The sequence below is a fragment of the uncultured Algoriphagus sp. genome (genome assembly GCF_963974835.1).
In the GTDB taxonomy this organism is placed as follows: Bacteria; Bacteroidota; Bacteroidia; order Cytophagales; family Cyclobacteriaceae; genus Algoriphagus.
Window position 1 is genome coordinate 118,306 of record NZ_CAXBET010000001.1, and the last position, 17,366, is coordinate 135,671.

Sequence of the window (17,366 nt, forward strand, 5' to 3'; positions counted from 1 at the left end):
CAAAAAACCTATTTTGCTACCTGAATCGGGTAGAACAACACATGAGGACCTTTTCCAGATTTACAATAGTTATTTTGATTTTGTGTGGAGCGTGCTCTTCAGAACGCAACACCTTTACCAACAGGACATTTCACAATGTTACTGCGCATTTTAATGCCTATTATTTAGCTGAGGAAAGATTGAAGGAAGTTGAAACTGAGGTTTTTCAAAATTACAAAGAAGATTATACCCAGATACTCCCAGTCTTTATTCCCATGGACTCTGCAACTATTCAGGCAAATGCAGAAAAGCTCCAATCCTCCAGAGAACTAGCTTCGAAAGCAATCGAATGGCACAAAATAAGCAATTGGGTTGACGATAGTTATTATATACTAGGTAAGTTGGATTATTATCAATCCCACTTTGACGATGCGCAAAACACGTTTAAATACGTTAATGTAAATTCTAAAAGTGATGATGTGAGGCATTTGACACTAATCACTTTATTACGACTTTACGTAGACCAGGGAGAATTTGAAAATGCCAATTTCACGATAGACTACCTCTCTAAAGAGAAGGAAATTTCGGATGCAAATCGGTATGAACTGTATAGAACGCTTGCCTACTACTATGAGAAAAGAGGTGATAAAAGTGGGGTCATAGGCGCATTGGATAAGGCTATTGAGTACTCCCAAAACAATAAAGAGGAGTCTAGGATTAATTTTATCCTAGCGCAGCGCTATCAAAAAGAGGGTTTTGATGCACTAGCTCATGAATATTATGAAAAATCCCTTGCCGGGAATCCGCCCTATGAGCGTAGCTTTTATGCACAACTTTATGCCCAGCAAGTTGCCGAGTTGAACGCTTCCAAAGATCTCAGGAAAGTCCGTAAATATTATAATGACCTCTATGAAGATCCAAAAAACAAGGATTTGAAAGATGTGGTGATTTATGAAATGGCCCTTTTTGAAGAAAAGCAAGGTGACACTCAGTTAACTCTAGATTTATTGCATCAGGCGGCTAAAGAACCTGGCAGTAACCCAAGAGTAAAAGGCTATATCTACCAGAAGCTAGCGGCAATAAACCTGGAGAATTACAAGGACTATCGTGCCACAAAATATTACCTGGATTCTGCACTCAGTCATATAAGTGAAACTGATCCGGTTGCGATCGAAATAAGCAGTCAGAAAGAATCCTTAGATCAGTATGTATTGCATTTTGAAAGAATCAAAGGGAATGATAGCTTACTAACCTTAGCCAAATTGTCTCCAGAAGAGCAAAAGCTAAAGGCAGAGAATTATATCAAATCAGAAGAAGAACGATTAATGCGCCAAGCTGCTGCTCTCCAAAAACCGGAAACTGAAAGCATATTTGACAATCTACTAGCGTTCAGTGACCGGGGCTCGGGTTCGTCATCATTCTATTTTGACAATAGTGTAGCTATGCAGCAAGGCGCTATTGATTTCAGAAGAACTTGGGGAAACCGTCCCTTACAGGATAATTGGAGAAGAAGTGCTGTAAGTTTCCAGACTACCAATCAGCCTGTTGATGAAAAAGTAGAAGGCGATTCTACTGCCACTGAGGCCGAAAACCTTATAAATGAATTACCAAGTTTGGAAGGGCTATTAGCCCAAATTCCAAACTCTCCTGAGCAAATAGATACCCTAAATCTAGAACTCGAGGAATCTTATTTTGAGCTGGGCAAATTACTTTACTTCGATTTAAAAGAAACAGAGAAAAGCATAGACAATTTGGAAACTCTAGTGAGGGAATATCCGAACTCATTGAGAAAACCGGAGGCTTACTATTTGTTATACCTAGCTCAGAAAGAAAAGCAAGGCAATTCCCAGCAATATGTTAGTCGCCTAAATAGGGAATTTCCTGAATCACAATATACTTTCTCAGTAAACAATCCGGATGCGGAATCTGGCAATTTAGCTTATGTAGAATCTTCCAAAAGATATGAACAGGCGTATAATGCCTATTACGATGGCGAATATGAATCCAGTAAAATCATCATAAAATCAGCGTTGGAAGAATATCCTCTCACTAGAAATACTGAGCGATTGCTACTTCTGGATATCATGGTAAGCGGGAAAACTGAAAGTCGCGCTAGATATAAAGAAAGACTGGAAGCATATATTCAAAACTCCAAGGATGAAGATCTGGTAGAATTGGCAAGGAATATGCTGAAACCTTTGCTATCACAGGCTGAGCTAGCAGAACTAAATCCAAAAGAATTAGATGAAGCTGATTCCATACAAGTTGATAATAAATCACTGACTGAAAATGAAGAAAATGCGGATTTTCCGGAGTCTCCATTCACATACAGTGAAACAGCAACGCACATCTTTTTGATGGCGATGGAGCCAGGGCAGGAAGAAGAAGTTAAAAATATTTTAGCTGATTTGGAGAATTTTCATCTGGCTGCTTTTCCGAAGGAAAGACTTAGGATAGGGAATATGAATAAGTGGGAGAATACAGTTTTCATCATCAGCCCATTTTCAAATGCTGAGAAAGCAAAAGAGTACTACAGTAAATTCCAAAATGAATTCAAGTCGGAAGGACTTACTGATGAGATAAAAGCTAACTCATTTGTAATTTCTGTAGATAACTTTCAAGTCATGAGTAAAAGCAAAAATTTAGAAGAATTAGAAGAATACAGGACTTTCTTTAAGTCCGCTTATAAGTAAACTATGAGTAATAAAGCAAAATCCCAATCTTCCACTTGGGTACCTAAGACGATAAAATTCCTTTGGATTGCCTTTGTGGCAGGTTTTTTTGGTTTCATACTTTTCGTCTGGATGATCAGTATAAATTTTCTTGGCCTATTTGGTTCACTTCCTAATTTTAAGGCGCTCGAAAATCCCGATTCGCAGATTGCCTCGGAGCTATATTCTTCTGACGGGATGCTTTTGGGAAGGTACATTCGCGAAAACAGAAGTCCAGTGTCTTATGAAGAATTGTCTCCCAAGCTAGTTGAAGCATTAATAGCAACCGAAGACGTGAGATTTGCAGATCATTCTGGTATTGACATGAAGGCTATGATGAGGGTTTTCGTAAAGTCAATTCTGCTCGGTCAAGATGCTGGCGGGGGATCTACTCTTAGTCAACAGACAGCGAAAAACCTTTTCAAAACCAGGACTGATGCAAGCAATGGATTGCTTAGCTCTATTCCTGGGCTGAGAATGCTTATCATCAAAACCAAAGAATGGATAGTTGCCACTCAGTTAGAGAAGGCATACACTAAAAATGAAATTCTAACACTTTATCTAAATACTTCTGACTTTGGTTCCAATGCATTTGGCATCAAGACCGCCTCAGAAACTTTTTTCAATAAAACTCCGGCATCTTTGTCAACGCAGGAAGCTGCGGTGCTAGTTGGTCTTTTTAAAGCACCCACGTATTACAGTCCAGTGTATAATCCGGATAATTCCTTACGCAGGAGAAACACCGTTTTAGCCCAGATGATGAGGAATGATTACCTTTCCAGAGAAGAGTTTGACTCCTTATCCAGCTTGCCTATAGAACTCAACTACAGTGTTGCAAATCAAAATAAAGGATTAGCCACCTATTTCCGTGAGATTGTAAAAGCTGATTTGATTAAATGGACTAAGGAAAACTTAAAGTCTGATGGTACTGCTTATGACCTGTATGGTGATGGCTTGAGAATATATGCGACTATTGACAGCCGCATGCAGCGCTACGCCGAAGAAGCGGTAGCTGATCATATGGAAAAACTTCAAGTTGCTTTTTATAAAGAAATGGGCAATCGGGAACCTTGGGTAGATGGAAATAATAATATCATTCCAAATTTCATAGAAGAAGCTATAAGAAGAACTGAAGCATATAGACTACTGAAAATAAGGTATGGTGATGATACAGATTCCATTAACATGAAATTGAATGAGAAAAAGAAAATGAAGGTATTCTCATGGGAGAATGGAGAAATCGACACTTTGATGAGCTCCATGGATTCTCTCAGATATTACAAAAAATTCCTTCAAACAGGTTTTATGAGTATGGATCCACAATCAGGTCAGATAAAAGCTTGGGTAGGCGGTCTAGATCATAAGTACTTCAAGTTTGACCATGTGTTGAGAGGTAAAAGGCAGCCAGGCTCGACCTTCAAACCATTTGTTTACGCAGCAGCTATTGAAAATGGTTACAGTCCTTGCTATAGTGTCATTGATCAGCCGGTAGAAGTATATATTCCTGGTCAACCTGCTTGGAGTCCTTCAAATGCGGATGGCAAATTTACTTATCAGAAAATGACTATTCGTCAGGCAATGGCCCAATCTGTAAATTCGGTTACAGCCTATATGATGAAAAAGTTAAGTCCAAAAATCGTTGTGGAAACTGCTCGTAGATTGGGAGTCTCCAGCGATTTGGAAGAAGTACCTGCATTGGCACTTGGCGTTAATGATGTGTCTATCTTCGAAATGGTAGGCGCGTTTGGGACTTTTGTCAACAAGGGAGAGCATACCACGCCTTTTTATATTGACAGGATTGAGGATAAAAACGGGAATGTAATACAGCAGTTTACAGCCAAAAAACGCCCAGCAATGAGTGAAGAACATGCGTATTTGATGACATACATGTTACGAGGTGGGTTTGAAGAAGGTGGAGGAACAAGCCAAGGTGTCCCGTATTCGCTTCGTGAAGGTAATGAATTGGGTGGCAAAACAGGAACAACCCAGAACGCATCGGACGGATGGTACATGGGAATAAGTAAGGATTTGGTGAGCGGTGTTTGGGTAGGTGGTGATGATAGAGCTATACATTTTAGAAGCTGGACTTCAGGTCAAGGTGGTAGAACTGCCAGACCGATTTGGGTAGAATACATGACCAAAGTATATGCAGATAAAAGCTTAGGCTACACCAAAGGTCCCTTCCCTAGACCTGATCGCCCTTTGAGTATCGAGATAGATTGTGATGTATACGAAACGGAAAGTCAACGCTTTGCTGATTTCGATTATGATGCTAAGAAAAACGATTTCTAGAAAAAGATAAATCCAACTTCAAAAACAGCCTAAATCCAAGGCTGTTTTTTTAATTTTAGACCATGCAGTCGTCTTCTTTTCTACCAACAGATCATCTTACGCTTCCTGATCATCCTGGAGTGTATAAGTACTTTAATGAGGAAAATGAATTAATCTATGTAGGGAAAGCCAAAAGCTTAAGGAAGCGTGTAGGCAGCTATTTCAATAAAAATGCGGGGGTAAATCTCAAAACCAGAAAGATGGTGAAAGAGATTAGAAGAATAGAAATTACTCTTGTAAATAGCGAGTTTGATGCACTGTTACTTGAAAATAACCTCATCAAAAAGTCCCAGCCTAAGTACAATATCCTTCTCCGGGATGATAAGACATATCCCTACTTACTGCTAACCAAAGAGAATTTTCCTCAGATCTTCCCAACCAGGAAAATGATTCCTAGAAGAGGAACATACTATGGCCCATTTGCAAGCGTCAAAGCAATGAATAATGTACTTGACTTAATACGTGAGCTATTCACTATCCGAACTTGCAAACTTGATTTATCACCCTATAAAATTGCTGAAGGCAAATATAAAGTTTGCCTGGAATACCATATCGGAAACTGTCAAGGTCCGTGTGTGGGATTGCAAAATGAATCTGATTATAATAAAGATCTGGAGCATGCTAAACATATCCTAAAAGGAAACTTGGGATTGGCTAAAAGTTATTTCAAACAGGAAATGCAAATTCACGCAGAGAACTTGGAATTTGAAAGAGCACACAAACTGAAGGAAAAGTTTGAGCTATTGGAAAAATATCAAGCAAAGTCACTCATTGCTAGCCCTTCGATAAATAACCTGGATGTTTGTACCATTGTGTCCGATGAGAAAAATGCCTATGTGAATTTTATGAGGGTTAAAAATGGCGCAATGATCACCTCAAAGAATGTGGAGCTCAAAAAGAAATTGGATGAATCAGATGAGGAATTATTGCTGACTGCACTGATCAGACTTCAGGACCAGTTTCAAAGCGATGCAGAGGAAGTTTTGCTAAATATTGAATTATCTGATCCAATTGAAGGCTTGAATGTGTTTATGCCAAAAATCGGAGATAAGAAAAAGTTAATTGAGCTATCGCTGAAAAATGCACTTTATTACAAAAAAGAAAAAGCACTTCTCATAGGGCTTAATCAGGATAAGAAGGATAGAGTCATAAGGCAGCTTCAACAAGACCTAAGCTTACCGGAAATCCCTGATCACATTGAATGCTTTGACAACTCAAATATTCAAGGGACAAATCCGGTAGCTAGTATGGTATGTTTTCTAAACGGTAAACCTGCTATCAAAGAATATCGTCACTACCATGTAAAAACTGTGGTTGGCCCAGATGACTTTGCGAGTATGAAAGAGATCGTGGGCAGAAGATATAAACGCTTACTGGATGAAGGTAAGTCTATGCCTAAACTAGTGGTAATAGATGGTGGAAAAGGGCAGTTATCGTCAGCAGTGGAAGCCCTAAAAGATTTAGGAATTTATGGGCAAATGCCAATTATAGGTATTGCAAAACGGTTAGAAGAAATCTATTTTCCGGGAGATTCCTACCCCATTCATATTGATAAAAAATCTGAAAGTCTGCGATTATTACAAAGAATACGTGATGAAGCCCATAGATTTGCAATTACATTTCATAGAAATGTAAGAAGTAAAAATGCCTTTGGGACTAAGCTGACTGCAATTCCAGGCATAGGAGATAATACGGCAGATAAGCTACTAAGCCATTTTAAATCTGTAAAGAAAATAAGTGAAGCTAGCGAAGAACAAATAGCTGAAATAATCGGAAGCAGCCGAGCCAGGCATTTGATGGAATGGATAGAAAAAAATAAAGGGGCTTAAAGCCCCTTTTATATTACCACTCCCACAGGGAATTTTCGTATTCTAATAGTTTGTATTCAAATGCAAGTGCATCAAAATATGCTTGCATCTCGGGATTAGGATTTTCAGCTGAGACTAGATCCGCAATCAACGCATCTTCAGCGTTAGTAAACCTTCTTACTACAGATCTAAACAATCTAGTTTCAAAAGCCTCATCATAAGTCAGACTTTTTGAATTATTCTGAAAATTAATCCAACGCGCTTCAGGATGATTTTTAAAGTGATTATAGAAATCTTTATATCGTATAAAAGCAATCGTCTTCTGTCCGGCATTTGAATTAGTTTCTGAAGGCATTACCAACTCAAGATATTTGATATCAAATACCATTTCTGAATGATGCTTATCAAAAACGAAATCTTCTTTAAAGTCTAAATAATAAAGCTGCTTGGTGAAGATACTATCACCAGTTGCATTCAGCCAGAAGTTCTCCTGAAACTCGGCAATTGATAAAGGCTGTGTAAACTCATCATCTGCAAAGACTTCTAGAGCATTCTCCTCAACTACTGCCTTATAAATTTGATTTATGATACCATTAGACTTTGTATCACCTGCACCATATAATGGCTTATTGTATTTTTCTCGAAGATCTATTCTTCTCCAAACTCCGATTTGGTACATTTTATCATCTTCTCTGATTCTTTTGACAGAGTAAATTGTATCCATATCAAATTGGCGATCTCCATATCCCGATGGGCTCACACTCGTAGCTAAGATCTGTGCCTCACTTGTGAATGGAGCAAACCCCGCCACAATGAGCAGGGATAGGACTAATTTTGTCAGAATTGCTTTCATAATCATTCGTTTATCTTAATCCCAAGGTCATGTTTTTACTTGACACGAATAGGGACAACTTGTCTTAATTCTGAAGGAATTTTATTCCCTCTGAAATTTGTTCTAGTTACTTGTCTGATTTCAAATACCACAACGTCACCGGCTTTCGCACTTTCTAATAACGAACGCATCGCTAAACTATTACCATTAGTGATTTGAGCGGTCTGTCTTGGAACTTCGTTTCTCAACAATCTCATTTCGCCACCAGTTACTTCGAAACTGGCGTCTTTAGCCATAGTTCGAGCGAAAGTTGGTTCAGCCTTCGCAAGCATCTTTAGACCCATTAGAGAACTAATTGCCTGAGCTTGGCTCAAGTCTAGTTCTGCACCATTTGAAGTAGCAGGAACTAAGGTAGGAGCAGGAACAGGTTTGATATCATAATCGACAGTACCAATCTTATTTCCTCCGCTGCTAACTCCAATATTTACTTTTCCAGAAGCTGCAGGAATCACTGTCAATTGGCCAGGCTTACTCCCTTTGATAGATTGACCATTGCTCACGGAAAATTCCGGAGAGTAAGTGTTACCCAAAGCAGGCACTTCAATTAATAGCTCATTGGCACAGTCAGCATAAAGTTGTTGTACAACTTCAGAAGACACTTTAATAACCGGCTGAGCTACAAAGTAATCATACGCTACAGGAAGAACTTTATCTTCGCCCCCAATATTGGTGATAATTTCACCATTAAGAGTTCTCTTAGCCAATCCACGCTCATCATATTGACCTGCTGGAGTCACTGTAAATTCAATTTTACCAAATCCCTTTGGATCCACAGTTACTGCACGACCATCAACAGTCATCGTTGGGGCAGCAGTGGTCGAACTGGAAGCAATAAACATGTCAGCTTCAAATTTAGTACCAGCGGCAACTACATTTGATAAAGCTGCAATTCTAGCCTCAGTAACATCCGCCTTGAAAAAGAACGAGCCAATCGTATTCTGCACTGCAGTCAAAGACTCACTTTCAATATTCAATACCTCATTTTGGTATTGAGATATCAAAGCGATAACAGCTCCAACTGGAGACTTCACGAAGTTCAATTTTTCAAAACTTAAACTTTGTGCCTCTCTATCATTGTTAAATAGCTCAATATCTTTAGCATCTTTTGCAATAGGCTCAAACGTCAAATCACCAAGACCAACACCAGATAATATTTCAGTAATTTCAGTAGGATAAGCATTTAGCCTGTTCTTCATCTCTTCACCTTTACCATTGTTGACAAATATATTACCTGTGATTTCTGTATTCTTAAGGTTAGCATTGACAAAGTTACCTTCGTCATTCTTTGCATTTGATTGAGTAATCAAATCCTGCTTAATCCCTTCTAAGTAATCAGTGATCTCGGCAGTTGCAGTTCTGATTTGTTGTGCTGCAGCTACTTTAGGAACATCTACTTCCTTATTTCCCTGCTGCTCTACTGTATATGCAATGGATTCAACTGTTTTCTCGTTTTTATTGATAAAATTTCGGGAGGTTCTTTCCATTCCGTCATTAATCAATACAAATTTCTGGAGGATCTTATTACTTACTTGGAGGGCCAAAAGGGCCGTCAAAACCAAGTACATCATACCGATCATCCGCTGTCTAGGGGTCTCTTTAGCTCCTGCCATTTTTAATTTTTAATGGATTTTTTAAAATGAATTGAAGAGAAATTAACCTTTCATAGCGGATAGCATTCCACCATAGATTTTATTCAATGAACTTACGTTCTGATTCAATTTTGATAATTCAGTTTTGAAGGCTTGTGTTTCTTTACCTGCTTCTGTCAAACCTTCCATAGCTGCGGTCATGTTAGCATAGAATTTATTCAATGTCTTCACATGGCTGTTAGCATCCTGAAGTTCCATTTCATAAACAGAATTCAATGCAGAAAGATTTTTAGTAACTGTGACAACCTGAGAATGGTAAGCTTTTGCGTCCTGAGAAGCAGATGACATCTCGGTAAGAGCAGCTGCGGTTTTGCTGTAAGAAGCATTCATGTCAACCAAAGTTTTAGCTGCAGACTTTACGTTGGTAGCATATTCATTAGTAGCTACAGCTGCATCTGAAAGATTACCCATTTTTTGCGCAGAAGTGGCAAGGTTTTGCATTCCTTTTCCCAAGCTTTCAATTAACTCTGGACCTACTTTAGCGTTAGCTAACATTTCATCCAGCTTTTGAGAAACCTGATCTCCTCCAGCTACTACACGCTGAGCTCTTGGAGCTGCTGGAGCGTCCCCGGCAAGTTCTGGATATACTTTTGACCAGTCAACTTCACTATGAGTAGGTTCAAACGCTGAAAGAAAAAATATCAAAGCCTCAGTACTAAGCCCTACCCCAATCATTAAATTGGCGCCAGACCAATCCAATATTTTGAACATCGCGCCTAGAATAACGACAGCAGCACCAATGCCATATATTTTTGGCATAATGCTGGAATAAAATTTAGCTGAGAAGGAGTTACTGTTGCTAGCCATTTGAATAGTGTAATTAAAGTTTTATGGGTGATTTATGTTTGGGTGGGTTGATTACTTATCTTCTTCTTCTTGAGGAACTATTAATATCCATAGAACCTGATCGTCCAATAAATGTCATTTTTGTTCTAAACCCGATGTGTGCCTGAGCAACATCTTCGTACTCATAAGATCTAGTGCTTGTCTCAAGGAAATGAGCGATATCTTTCCAGCTACCACCTCTTACCACTTTTCTAGGCTCATTAGGATCTTCGTAAATAGGGTTCATATCCCATGTAATAGAACTGGACGTAGTTGCATATGCATCAAGTACCCATTCTGCCACATTACCGGACATGTTGTACAAGCCATAACCATTTGGAGCAAAAACATCAACTGGTGCTGTATATGCAAAACCATCGTCAATATAATTACCTCTTCCTGGCTTAAAGTTAGCCATTAGGCAACCTCTTTTATTTTTCAAGTATGGGCCACCCCAAGGATATTTTGCTACCTCTTTACCACCTTTAGCAGCATATTCCCATTCAGCTTCTGATGGAAGTTGAAATGCCGGAACGTCAAACTCAACGTCATCATTTGCCCTCATATGATAAGTCTTCCACTCACAGTACTTTTTAGCCTGGTCCCATGTAACACCTACAACAGGATAATTATCGAAAGCAGGGTGATCGAAGTAAAACTCCATTAATGGATCTCCATAATGATAAGCAAAGCTAGTAGACCAAACGGTGGTATCAGGTCTTAACTCATCATAATTCAATTGAGGAGGATCTTTTAGTGTAGTTGGCGTACCTGTCTCATAGGTTCCACTTTTAACAGACTCCAAGAATTGACGGTATTTATTATTGGACACTTCATATTTGTCCATAAAAAACTCCGATATGGTAATTTGCTTATTTAAAGCGGATTGGGTGTATGCGATGTCTTCATCCGCCTGTCCCATCCAGAAGGTACCAGCTTTAACAGGAACCATATCATAAGGAAGATTCTGTTGCCAGTTTGTACGCTTAGGAACACCCGTCACTTCTCCTCGTCTATTCATCTTTTCACTAGCCGAACCTTTCTTACTAAAAAGGCCACAACCTGGTAAAAGAGTCACTATTGCCAAACCCAAAGTAACGGGCAATAAGCGAACATTAATTTTTCTATACATAAATGACGTTTTTTCGTGCATCAAATAATTATGCTATGTAAACTGTTGTCAAGATTCGAAATTTAGCTGAATTTGGCACAATAACGCAAATAACTTGCCAAAATAAAGAATGAGATAATTACCTTATTTAATTATATATCAGCCAGAAATTCGATTTGTTGGATAATTTCAGAACCTAAATCTTGGTGTTCTTTGTATAACTCTCTGAACTTCCTTACTAACATTTGAAAGTGCATATCGAAGCATTAATTCGTGACTCGTTGGAGTTTTTGCTTCTACACCACTATAAACTAAATCAAATGCATAACCTAATTTAAGTGAATTATCTTTTAACAAGCTGTAGCCCAGTATAAGGGAAACTGATTCATCTCCTCTAAAACCTATACCTCCACTTATCTTATTCTGATGAGTAGCAATAACGCTCACTTCATAAGAAAAATTATTAAACGATACTGATTTTAATAGAAAGCTTGGCTCAATTGATAATTGACCAACAGGTCTAAATCTATATCCTAATAATAAATAAGTATGGTTTCTTAATTGATTTGCATAAGATGCATCCCCAAAATCAAAGTTAGGTTCGTTAATATGCCTACTACTAAGTCCAACATAGAAATTTCTCCCATCTAATAATAATCCGGCACCAAAATTCACATTCAATTGGCTCTCTTTACCTGAAAGAGGAAGATTAGGTTCAGGATTAACTACGATAAGTTCACCATAATCCAAAGAACTAGAATACATCCCTACATACGCACCTACACTTAATGTGGATCTATTTAACTTTTTATGGTAAGCACCTTGGAGATTGATTTCCAAATTTCCAGTAGCCCCCACTTGATCATTGATTAAAGTCAGACCATAACCTATATTTTTACCTTCAAGTCTTCCTTGGGCAGTAACTAACTGCGTTACAGGCGCCCCACCTTGACCTGAATTTGTGGTATAATTTAGCCATTGAGAGCGATGCAATGCTGAAAATCTAAACCCTCCTTCTTTTCCTGCAAATGCCGGATTGTAGTACATGCCATTATACATATACTGCGTGAACTGAGGATCTTGCTGGGCCATCAGTGAAGAAATCTCAAAAAAGAAGAATAGGATAACTGAAAATCTCAAAAAGTTTTTTCCATGGCCTCTTTGAATCATCGTAATGTGGTTTCGTCTAACATAATGACTATTGTAAGAATTTAAACTGAAAAACCACAGAGTTAGGTTGTGTGATTTACAAATTATTTGCCTTTTTGATATAAAGCTCAAGAGCTCCAGTCATACTTGGGGCATTGGGCATTGGTGCTTCGATATCTAAAAACAAATCCAAATCTCTTACAGCTTGTGCCGTGGTGGGTCCAAATGCAGCTATTCTGGTATTTCCTTGCTCAAAATCAGGAAAATTAACTTTCAATGACTTTATACCCGATGGGCTGAAAAAGGCGAGGATATCATACTTTACATCAGCTAAATCCGATAAATCCGCCGCAATGGTATGATATATAATCGCCTCAGTAAAAGCAATACCATTCTTTTCCATATATTCCGGGATATCATCCTTACGAATATCTGAGCACGGAAACAGGTATTTTTCAGATTTATGTTTTTTAAAGTAATCAAATAAATCCTGCGCTGTTTTTTGACCTACGAATAATTTTCGTTTTCGGATTACGATATACTTTTGCAGATAATGAGCCGTTTGATCAGAAATACAGAAGTACTTCATGTCGGCAGGCATTTCTATTTTGAAATCTTTGCAAATCGCAAAGAAATGATCAATAGCATTACGACTTGTGAAAATCACCGCTGTATGCTTTAAAATATCAATTTTCTGCTTGCGGAATTCCTTTGGCACAACAGGCTCAACCTTTATGAATTGACGGAAATCAATCTTTAGATTATACTTCTCTGCCAACTGAACGTAGGGAGAATTTGCGCCTGCTGGGGCCGGTTGAGATACTAGAATACTTTTTACTGGTCTGAACCTGTCTTTGGTAACTGCGCTCATGCTTATTTTATTCCTTTTGGTGATTTAAGAGACTAATACCCTAAATCAAGAACCAATTTGGCCAAGATTAAAAAGGGCACTAATTCTGCGATGCAAAGGTAAGTAAATAAATGATATTTCTTAAAGCCCAGTCTATTCACCATTATTAAGAACAATCCTATAATTCCTAAAATATATATCCAAAAAAATCCAGTATAGGCAAGTTCCAAAGCCGTTTGGATAGTGTAGAATGCATTAAATAAATAAAAAGAGCAAACTGCTATTAGGCTGATGGTGGATATTACTACAAGACGAAGCAGGTAAAAGAAATGGGAGAATTCCAATTTGCCTAAATCGAATAAATAAGATAAAATTTTAATGGCAGTGAACTTGAGAATTGTAAGTAATAATAGCGTAAACGCACCTGCTGTCCAAAGTAAAATAAGAGCGTTGAAATTTAATTCCAGCCTAGCTTCTAGCCATTCGTGGCGAAAAATTACAAACCCAGTCACCATCACGAGAGACAAAAGCATATTCACTATAAATACATAAAACAGAATATCTAAAGAGAAAAACTTTTGAAGACTTCCACTTTCAGAAAAATCTTCTGCGTTCAATAAAGATATAGGTCTGACCATCATTTCAAATATAAATGGATAGGCCAACTTATATAAGGCAATCATCAGTAAGCAGACCAGCAATCCAGTGATAAAAAAGTCACGTAAACTCTGTCTATCAAAATTTCTCTTCTCTGTAAAAATTCCTGCTTCTTTTTTAAATGATTCCGGAAGTTCCGATTTCAAAATCTTCTTGATACTTGCCTGCTCTGGAGAAATCCCATCTTTAAAAACGGTAAGATCTATGTGATCACTCGAAAACTCCTTTTTTATTTCTTCTACTTTAGTAGTGAATGCAGTATCCTGATCAGTAAAAAACCAAAGTTTTTCGCCTACAAAAACTACTGAATGCTCTGGAAATTTGAAAGAAAAGTAGGATAGCGGAAAAGTCTCCACATTTAAATTTACTATCAGCCTATCATTTGAACTAAACCAAGTCTCGCGCTCTCCCTCCTCCCACTTTTGACTATAATCTTCCAAGACCTGGGAAAATGCCTGCCCTCCAATAACTATAAAGAGTGTGAAGACCAGAATTACCTTGCTAATCAATTTTTTCATGCTCAAAATCTGGCTAAATAGCCAAAGTGTATCCTAGAATAGGAGAATTGTAAGGGTTGTAAATTTGATTTGCCGACTCCATAGATAAAGCGAAAAACACCTGACCCCGTATCAAGATTTATTCCTGTACCAAAAGAAATCGGTTTATCTATCGAAGGTGCAAAGTACGGGTTTTCCAGAATCCCTAGGTCAGCAAAAACCATGAGAAATGAGTTTTCCCCAAAAAAAAGTCGTTGCTCTAGATTCATGTAACCATACGATCGGGCAAAAAAGAAATTCTCATTAAAGCCCCGAATGCTTTTTAATCCACCTAAGCGAAATAAATCATTCAACAATAAGTTTTGGTTTTGGATTAATCCGCCACTTCCTTTAATCCACATTCCCCATGTTGGCCTGAAAAAAATATGTTGTTCAAAATCAATTTCACCCACATACTGAGGACTATTTAGATCTAAGCCATCATACACTTCCTCAGGGAATCCAGTGTTTCTTAAAATACGCTTATTCCCCAAAGCAAATTCAGAGCTTATCAAAAATCCCCTTCTTGGAAAATAGGGGGCGTCCACTTTGTTCCAAATCCATCCTACACCATATTGATTCCATCTGTAATCTGCTAATTCGGGTAATTCCGTTATTTCACCATATACATCTGTATTGAGTATATCGCTAGATTGCCTACGGGTAAAGAAACTCAAATAATTAAAGGTTGTGAGATGATAACCGAAATTCAAATTGAAATTTCTGTTCAAAAAAGTGGAATCCTGCTTTAGTAGATCGAAGCCCAAACTGACATCCAAAGGAGAATTAAACAGATATGACTCTTTCGCAGAAATACCCAATGATTGAGTTGCAATATTGAGTCGCTGCCAATGAACAGCAATATCTCTTCCCTTGCCACCCAAATGGTACAATTCTAAATCCAACTGCCCAGTTACAAGCATTTTGCCCGGCTCATTTTCATTCGGCAGCAAGCCTATTATCCCATCCAGCACATTTGCATTTCTATCTCTTAGCGTAAAAGTAGGTTGTGCTCTTTGAATCCTTAAAGCCAATTCTGGAGATTTTATCAGTACAAAATAAGGGGAGCGACTAATTGCCTGACTTGCTTCATCCAATCGCTTTTGTGAAAAAGGTAATCCAGGTCGAATCCCAGTAATATTTTGAATAAACTTATCTTTCGTTTTTGTGTCCCCAGCTACCTTTAAGCTATCCCAAAGAATTAGAGGACCCGAATCATAGTTGAAAACTGCCGAGAGCTCACGGCCACTCCTCTGAATGCTATCAAGTTTTATTTGAGCAAAAGGATACCCCTTGTTTTCTGCTTGTTCGATCACTTGTCGCATCGATAATGATGCTGACCTATAGTCTCTCGATACGGGAATAATTTTTTCAGATATCTCCCTTGGCACGTTTCCGTTGGCAACATTCTTCCAAAAGTATCTTTCTCCAAGGTCAAATACCACCTGTAGAGAATCCTTCGTAACCTCGATTTCTTTGGTAAAAGCCTCTATATATCCCTCATTTTGAAAAGAAAATCTGATTGAATCTTGGCAACTTATCCTCTCAGCTTTTGTGTTAAAGCTCTTCCAGTCAGAAAAATTTGGAGAGTCATCACTCTTCCAACTCAACCAATATCCACTTTGAGCGTGACACAGCGTTGCCCCAGGAAGAATGAGCAGGAAGCAAGCCAAGATGAGGTTTTTCAAAGGACTGGTGAGGATTGGTTATATTTGCAAAATAATAGAATTCACATTGGCGGGCATATACATCCACATTCCTTTTTGCAGGCAGGCTTGCCATTATTGCGATTTCCACTTCAGTACCAATCTGGAAAGAATGAATCAAATGGTGGAAATGATTTGCCGTGAACTAGAATTGAGGGTTGAGTATCAAAATAAACTACCATTAGAGACTGTATATTTTGGTGGGGGCACTCCTTCCCTGCTTGATTCTAAAATGATAGGCCAGATCTTGGACCGTATTGCCAAAGTTTATAACTCAGGGTGGAAGGAGGTGACCTTGGAAGCAAATCCAGATGACCTGAATGTGGATAAACTCACTAGTTGGAAAAACTTAGGAATAGATAGATTGAGTCTGGGGATACAAAGTTTTGACGATGAAGTTCTCAGATTTTATAATCGAGCTCATTCTGCAAGCGAATCAAAATCTGCTATAGACAAAGCCAGAAAAGTTGGTTTTGAAAAATTCAGCCTTGACCTCATCTACGGATATCCACAGTCTGACCACGAACTCTGGAAGCGGGATTTATCTCAGGCGATTGAGCAAAACCCAGGACATATCTCTAGCTATGCACTCACCGTTGAACCCAAAACTGCATTGGGCAATTGGGCTAAAACTGGCAATTTTGTACCCGCTGACGAAGATTTTGTGGTAGAGCAATTCGAAATACTACAAGAAAAAACCGACAAAGCTGGCTACATTCAATATGAAGTATCCAACTTTGGAAAGCCAGACCAATTTGCTCTCCACAATACAAATTATTGGAAAGGAGTGCCTTATTTAGGTGTTGGGCCAAGTGCTCACTCTTTTGACGGAAAAAATAGGGGTTCAAATCCCGCTAACAACGCTTTATATTTGAAAAGCCTGGAGAGTGATAGCATTCCATTTATTGTGGATAACCTTTCGGATGATGAGCGATTAAATGAATACATCCTTACCGGGCTTAGAACGCTGTGGGGCATAGATTTTAATTATATCCGCAAAGATTTCGGCTATGATCTTTTCAAATCCAAAAAACAGATATTATCCCAAATGGAATCAGAAGGGTGGCTTATGTGGAAGGATAATAACCTATCTTTGACTTCAAGAGGCAAACTGCTTGCGGATAGTATTGCGGCAGCACTTTTTGTTTAAGGTTAAAGTATT

General features: G+C 38.4%; 12 protein-coding genes. 4 read left to right on the forward strand and 8 right to left on the reverse strand.

Features of this window, described 5'->3' with window-relative positions:
• Window positions 1-41: 41 nt before the first annotated feature.
• The 3 genes from AACZ73_RS00605 to uvrC all read left to right on the forward strand — a co-directional run bounded on the left by AACZ73_RS00605 (window position 42) and on the right by uvrC (window position 6,850).
• A complete protein-coding gene (locus AACZ73_RS00605) occupies window positions 42-2,672 on the forward strand; it encodes a gliding motility protein (RefSeq protein WP_339874489.1) in 2,631 nt (876 codons plus the stop codon).
• Between the two features lie 3 nt (window positions 2,673-2,675).
• Entirely contained in the window at window positions 2,676-4,982 is a 2,307-nt protein-coding gene (locus AACZ73_RS00610) for a transglycosylase domain-containing protein (protein WP_339874490.1), read from the forward strand.
• A gap of 62 nt (window positions 4,983-5,044) precedes the next feature.
• Window positions 5,045-6,850 (forward strand): excinuclease ABC subunit UvrC, encoded by a 1,806-nt coding sequence (gene uvrC, locus AACZ73_RS00615; protein WP_339874492.1) that lies wholly within the window; start codon window positions 5,045-5,047, stop codon window positions 6,848-6,850.
• Window positions 6,851-6,863: 13 nt separating this feature from the next.
• Here the strand turns inward: uvrC and gldN are convergent, their stop codons facing one another.
• From gldN to AACZ73_RS00655, 8 genes are all read right to left on the reverse strand, one after another.
• Complete coding sequence (gene gldN / locus AACZ73_RS00620; protein WP_339874494.1) at window positions 6,864-7,682, reverse strand: gliding motility protein GldN; 819 nt, start codon at window positions 7,680-7,682, stop codon at window positions 6,864-6,866.
• Between the two features lie 35 nt (window positions 7,683-7,717).
• Window positions 7,718-9,331 carry a gliding motility protein GldM gene (gldM, locus tag AACZ73_RS00625; protein WP_339874495.1) on the reverse strand — a complete coding sequence of 538 codons (1,614 nt, stop codon included), beginning with the start codon at window positions 9,329-9,331 and terminating at the stop codon, window positions 7,718-7,720.
• Window positions 9,332-9,373: 42 nt separating this feature from the next.
• Window positions 9,374-10,129 (reverse strand): gliding motility protein GldL, encoded by a 756-nt coding sequence (gene gldL, locus AACZ73_RS00630; RefSeq protein WP_339874497.1) that lies wholly within the window; start codon window positions 10,127-10,129, stop codon window positions 9,374-9,376.
• A 103-nt stretch (window positions 10,130-10,232) separates the two neighbouring features.
• Window positions 10,233-11,327: a gliding motility lipoprotein GldK gene (gene gldK / locus AACZ73_RS00635; RefSeq protein ID WP_339874499.1), complete on the reverse strand. Its 1,095-nt coding sequence runs from the start codon at window positions 11,325-11,327 to the stop codon at window positions 10,233-10,235.
• Window positions 11,328-11,495: 168 nt separating this feature from the next.
• Window positions 11,496-12,476, reverse strand: a complete 981-nt coding sequence (locus AACZ73_RS00640) for a type IX secretion system membrane protein PorP/SprF (RefSeq protein WP_339874501.1) — start codon at window positions 12,474-12,476, stop codon at window positions 11,496-11,498.
• Between the two features lie 76 nt (window positions 12,477-12,552).
• Window positions 12,553-13,326 carry a uroporphyrinogen-III synthase gene (locus AACZ73_RS00645; protein WP_339874502.1) on the reverse strand — a complete coding sequence of 258 codons (774 nt, stop codon included), beginning with the start codon at window positions 13,324-13,326 and terminating at the stop codon, window positions 12,553-12,555.
• A gap of 32 nt (window positions 13,327-13,358) precedes the next feature.
• A complete protein-coding gene (locus AACZ73_RS00650) occupies window positions 13,359-14,480 on the reverse strand; it encodes a DUF4271 domain-containing protein (RefSeq protein ID WP_339874503.1) in 1,122 nt (373 codons plus the stop codon).
• A 2-nt stretch (window positions 14,481-14,482) separates the two neighbouring features.
• Window positions 14,483-16,186: a BamA/TamA family outer membrane protein gene (locus AACZ73_RS00655; protein WP_339874504.1), complete on the reverse strand. Its 1,704-nt coding sequence runs from the start codon at window positions 16,184-16,186 to the stop codon at window positions 14,483-14,485.
• Here AACZ73_RS00655 and hemW point away from each other — a divergent pair.
• Complete coding sequence (gene hemW, locus AACZ73_RS00660; RefSeq protein WP_339874506.1) at window positions 16,173-17,354, forward strand: radical SAM family heme chaperone HemW; 1,182 nt, start codon at window positions 16,173-16,175, stop codon at window positions 17,352-17,354. The two genes, AACZ73_RS00655 and hemW, sit on opposite strands and share 14 nt — an antisense overlap.
• Window positions 17,355-17,366: the final 12 nt, after the last annotated feature.

Bases quoted from the DNA above. Each gene is read 5' to 3' on its own strand.
- gldK (WP_339874499.1), bottom strand. From the start codon at position 11,327: ATGTATAGAAAAATTAATGTTCGCTTATTGCCCGTTACTTTGGGTTTG.
- gldN (WP_339874494.1), bottom strand. From the start codon at position 7,682: ATGAAAGCAATTCTGACAAAATTAGTCCTATCCCTGCTCATTGTGGCG.
- gldL (WP_339874497.1), bottom strand. From the start codon at position 10,129: ATGCCAAAAATATATGGCATTGGTGCTGCTGTCGTTATTCTAGGCGCG.
- AACZ73_RS00645 (WP_339874502.1), bottom strand. From the start codon at position 13,326: ATGAGCGCAGTTACCAAAGACAGGTTCAGACCAGTAAAAAGTATTCTA.
- AACZ73_RS00605 (WP_339874489.1), top strand. From the start codon at position 42: ATGAGGACCTTTTCCAGATTTACAATAGTTATTTTGATTTTGTGTGGA.
- AACZ73_RS00640 (WP_339874501.1), bottom strand. From the start codon at position 12,476: ATGATTCAAAGAGGCCATGGAAAAAACTTTTTGAGATTTTCAGTTATC.
- AACZ73_RS00650 (WP_339874503.1), bottom strand. From the start codon at position 14,480: ATGAAAAAATTGATTAGCAAGGTAATTCTGGTCTTCACACTCTTTATA.
- uvrC (WP_339874492.1), top strand. From the start codon at position 5,045: ATGCAGTCGTCTTCTTTTCTACCAACAGATCATCTTACGCTTCCTGAT.
- AACZ73_RS00610 (WP_339874490.1), top strand. From the start codon at position 2,676: ATGAGTAATAAAGCAAAATCCCAATCTTCCACTTGGGTACCTAAGACG.
- hemW (WP_339874506.1), top strand. From the start codon at position 16,173: ATGAGGTTTTTCAAAGGACTGGTGAGGATTGGTTATATTTGCAAAATA.
- gldM (WP_339874495.1), bottom strand. From the start codon at position 9,331: ATGGCAGGAGCTAAAGAGACCCCTAGACAGCGGATGATCGGTATGATG.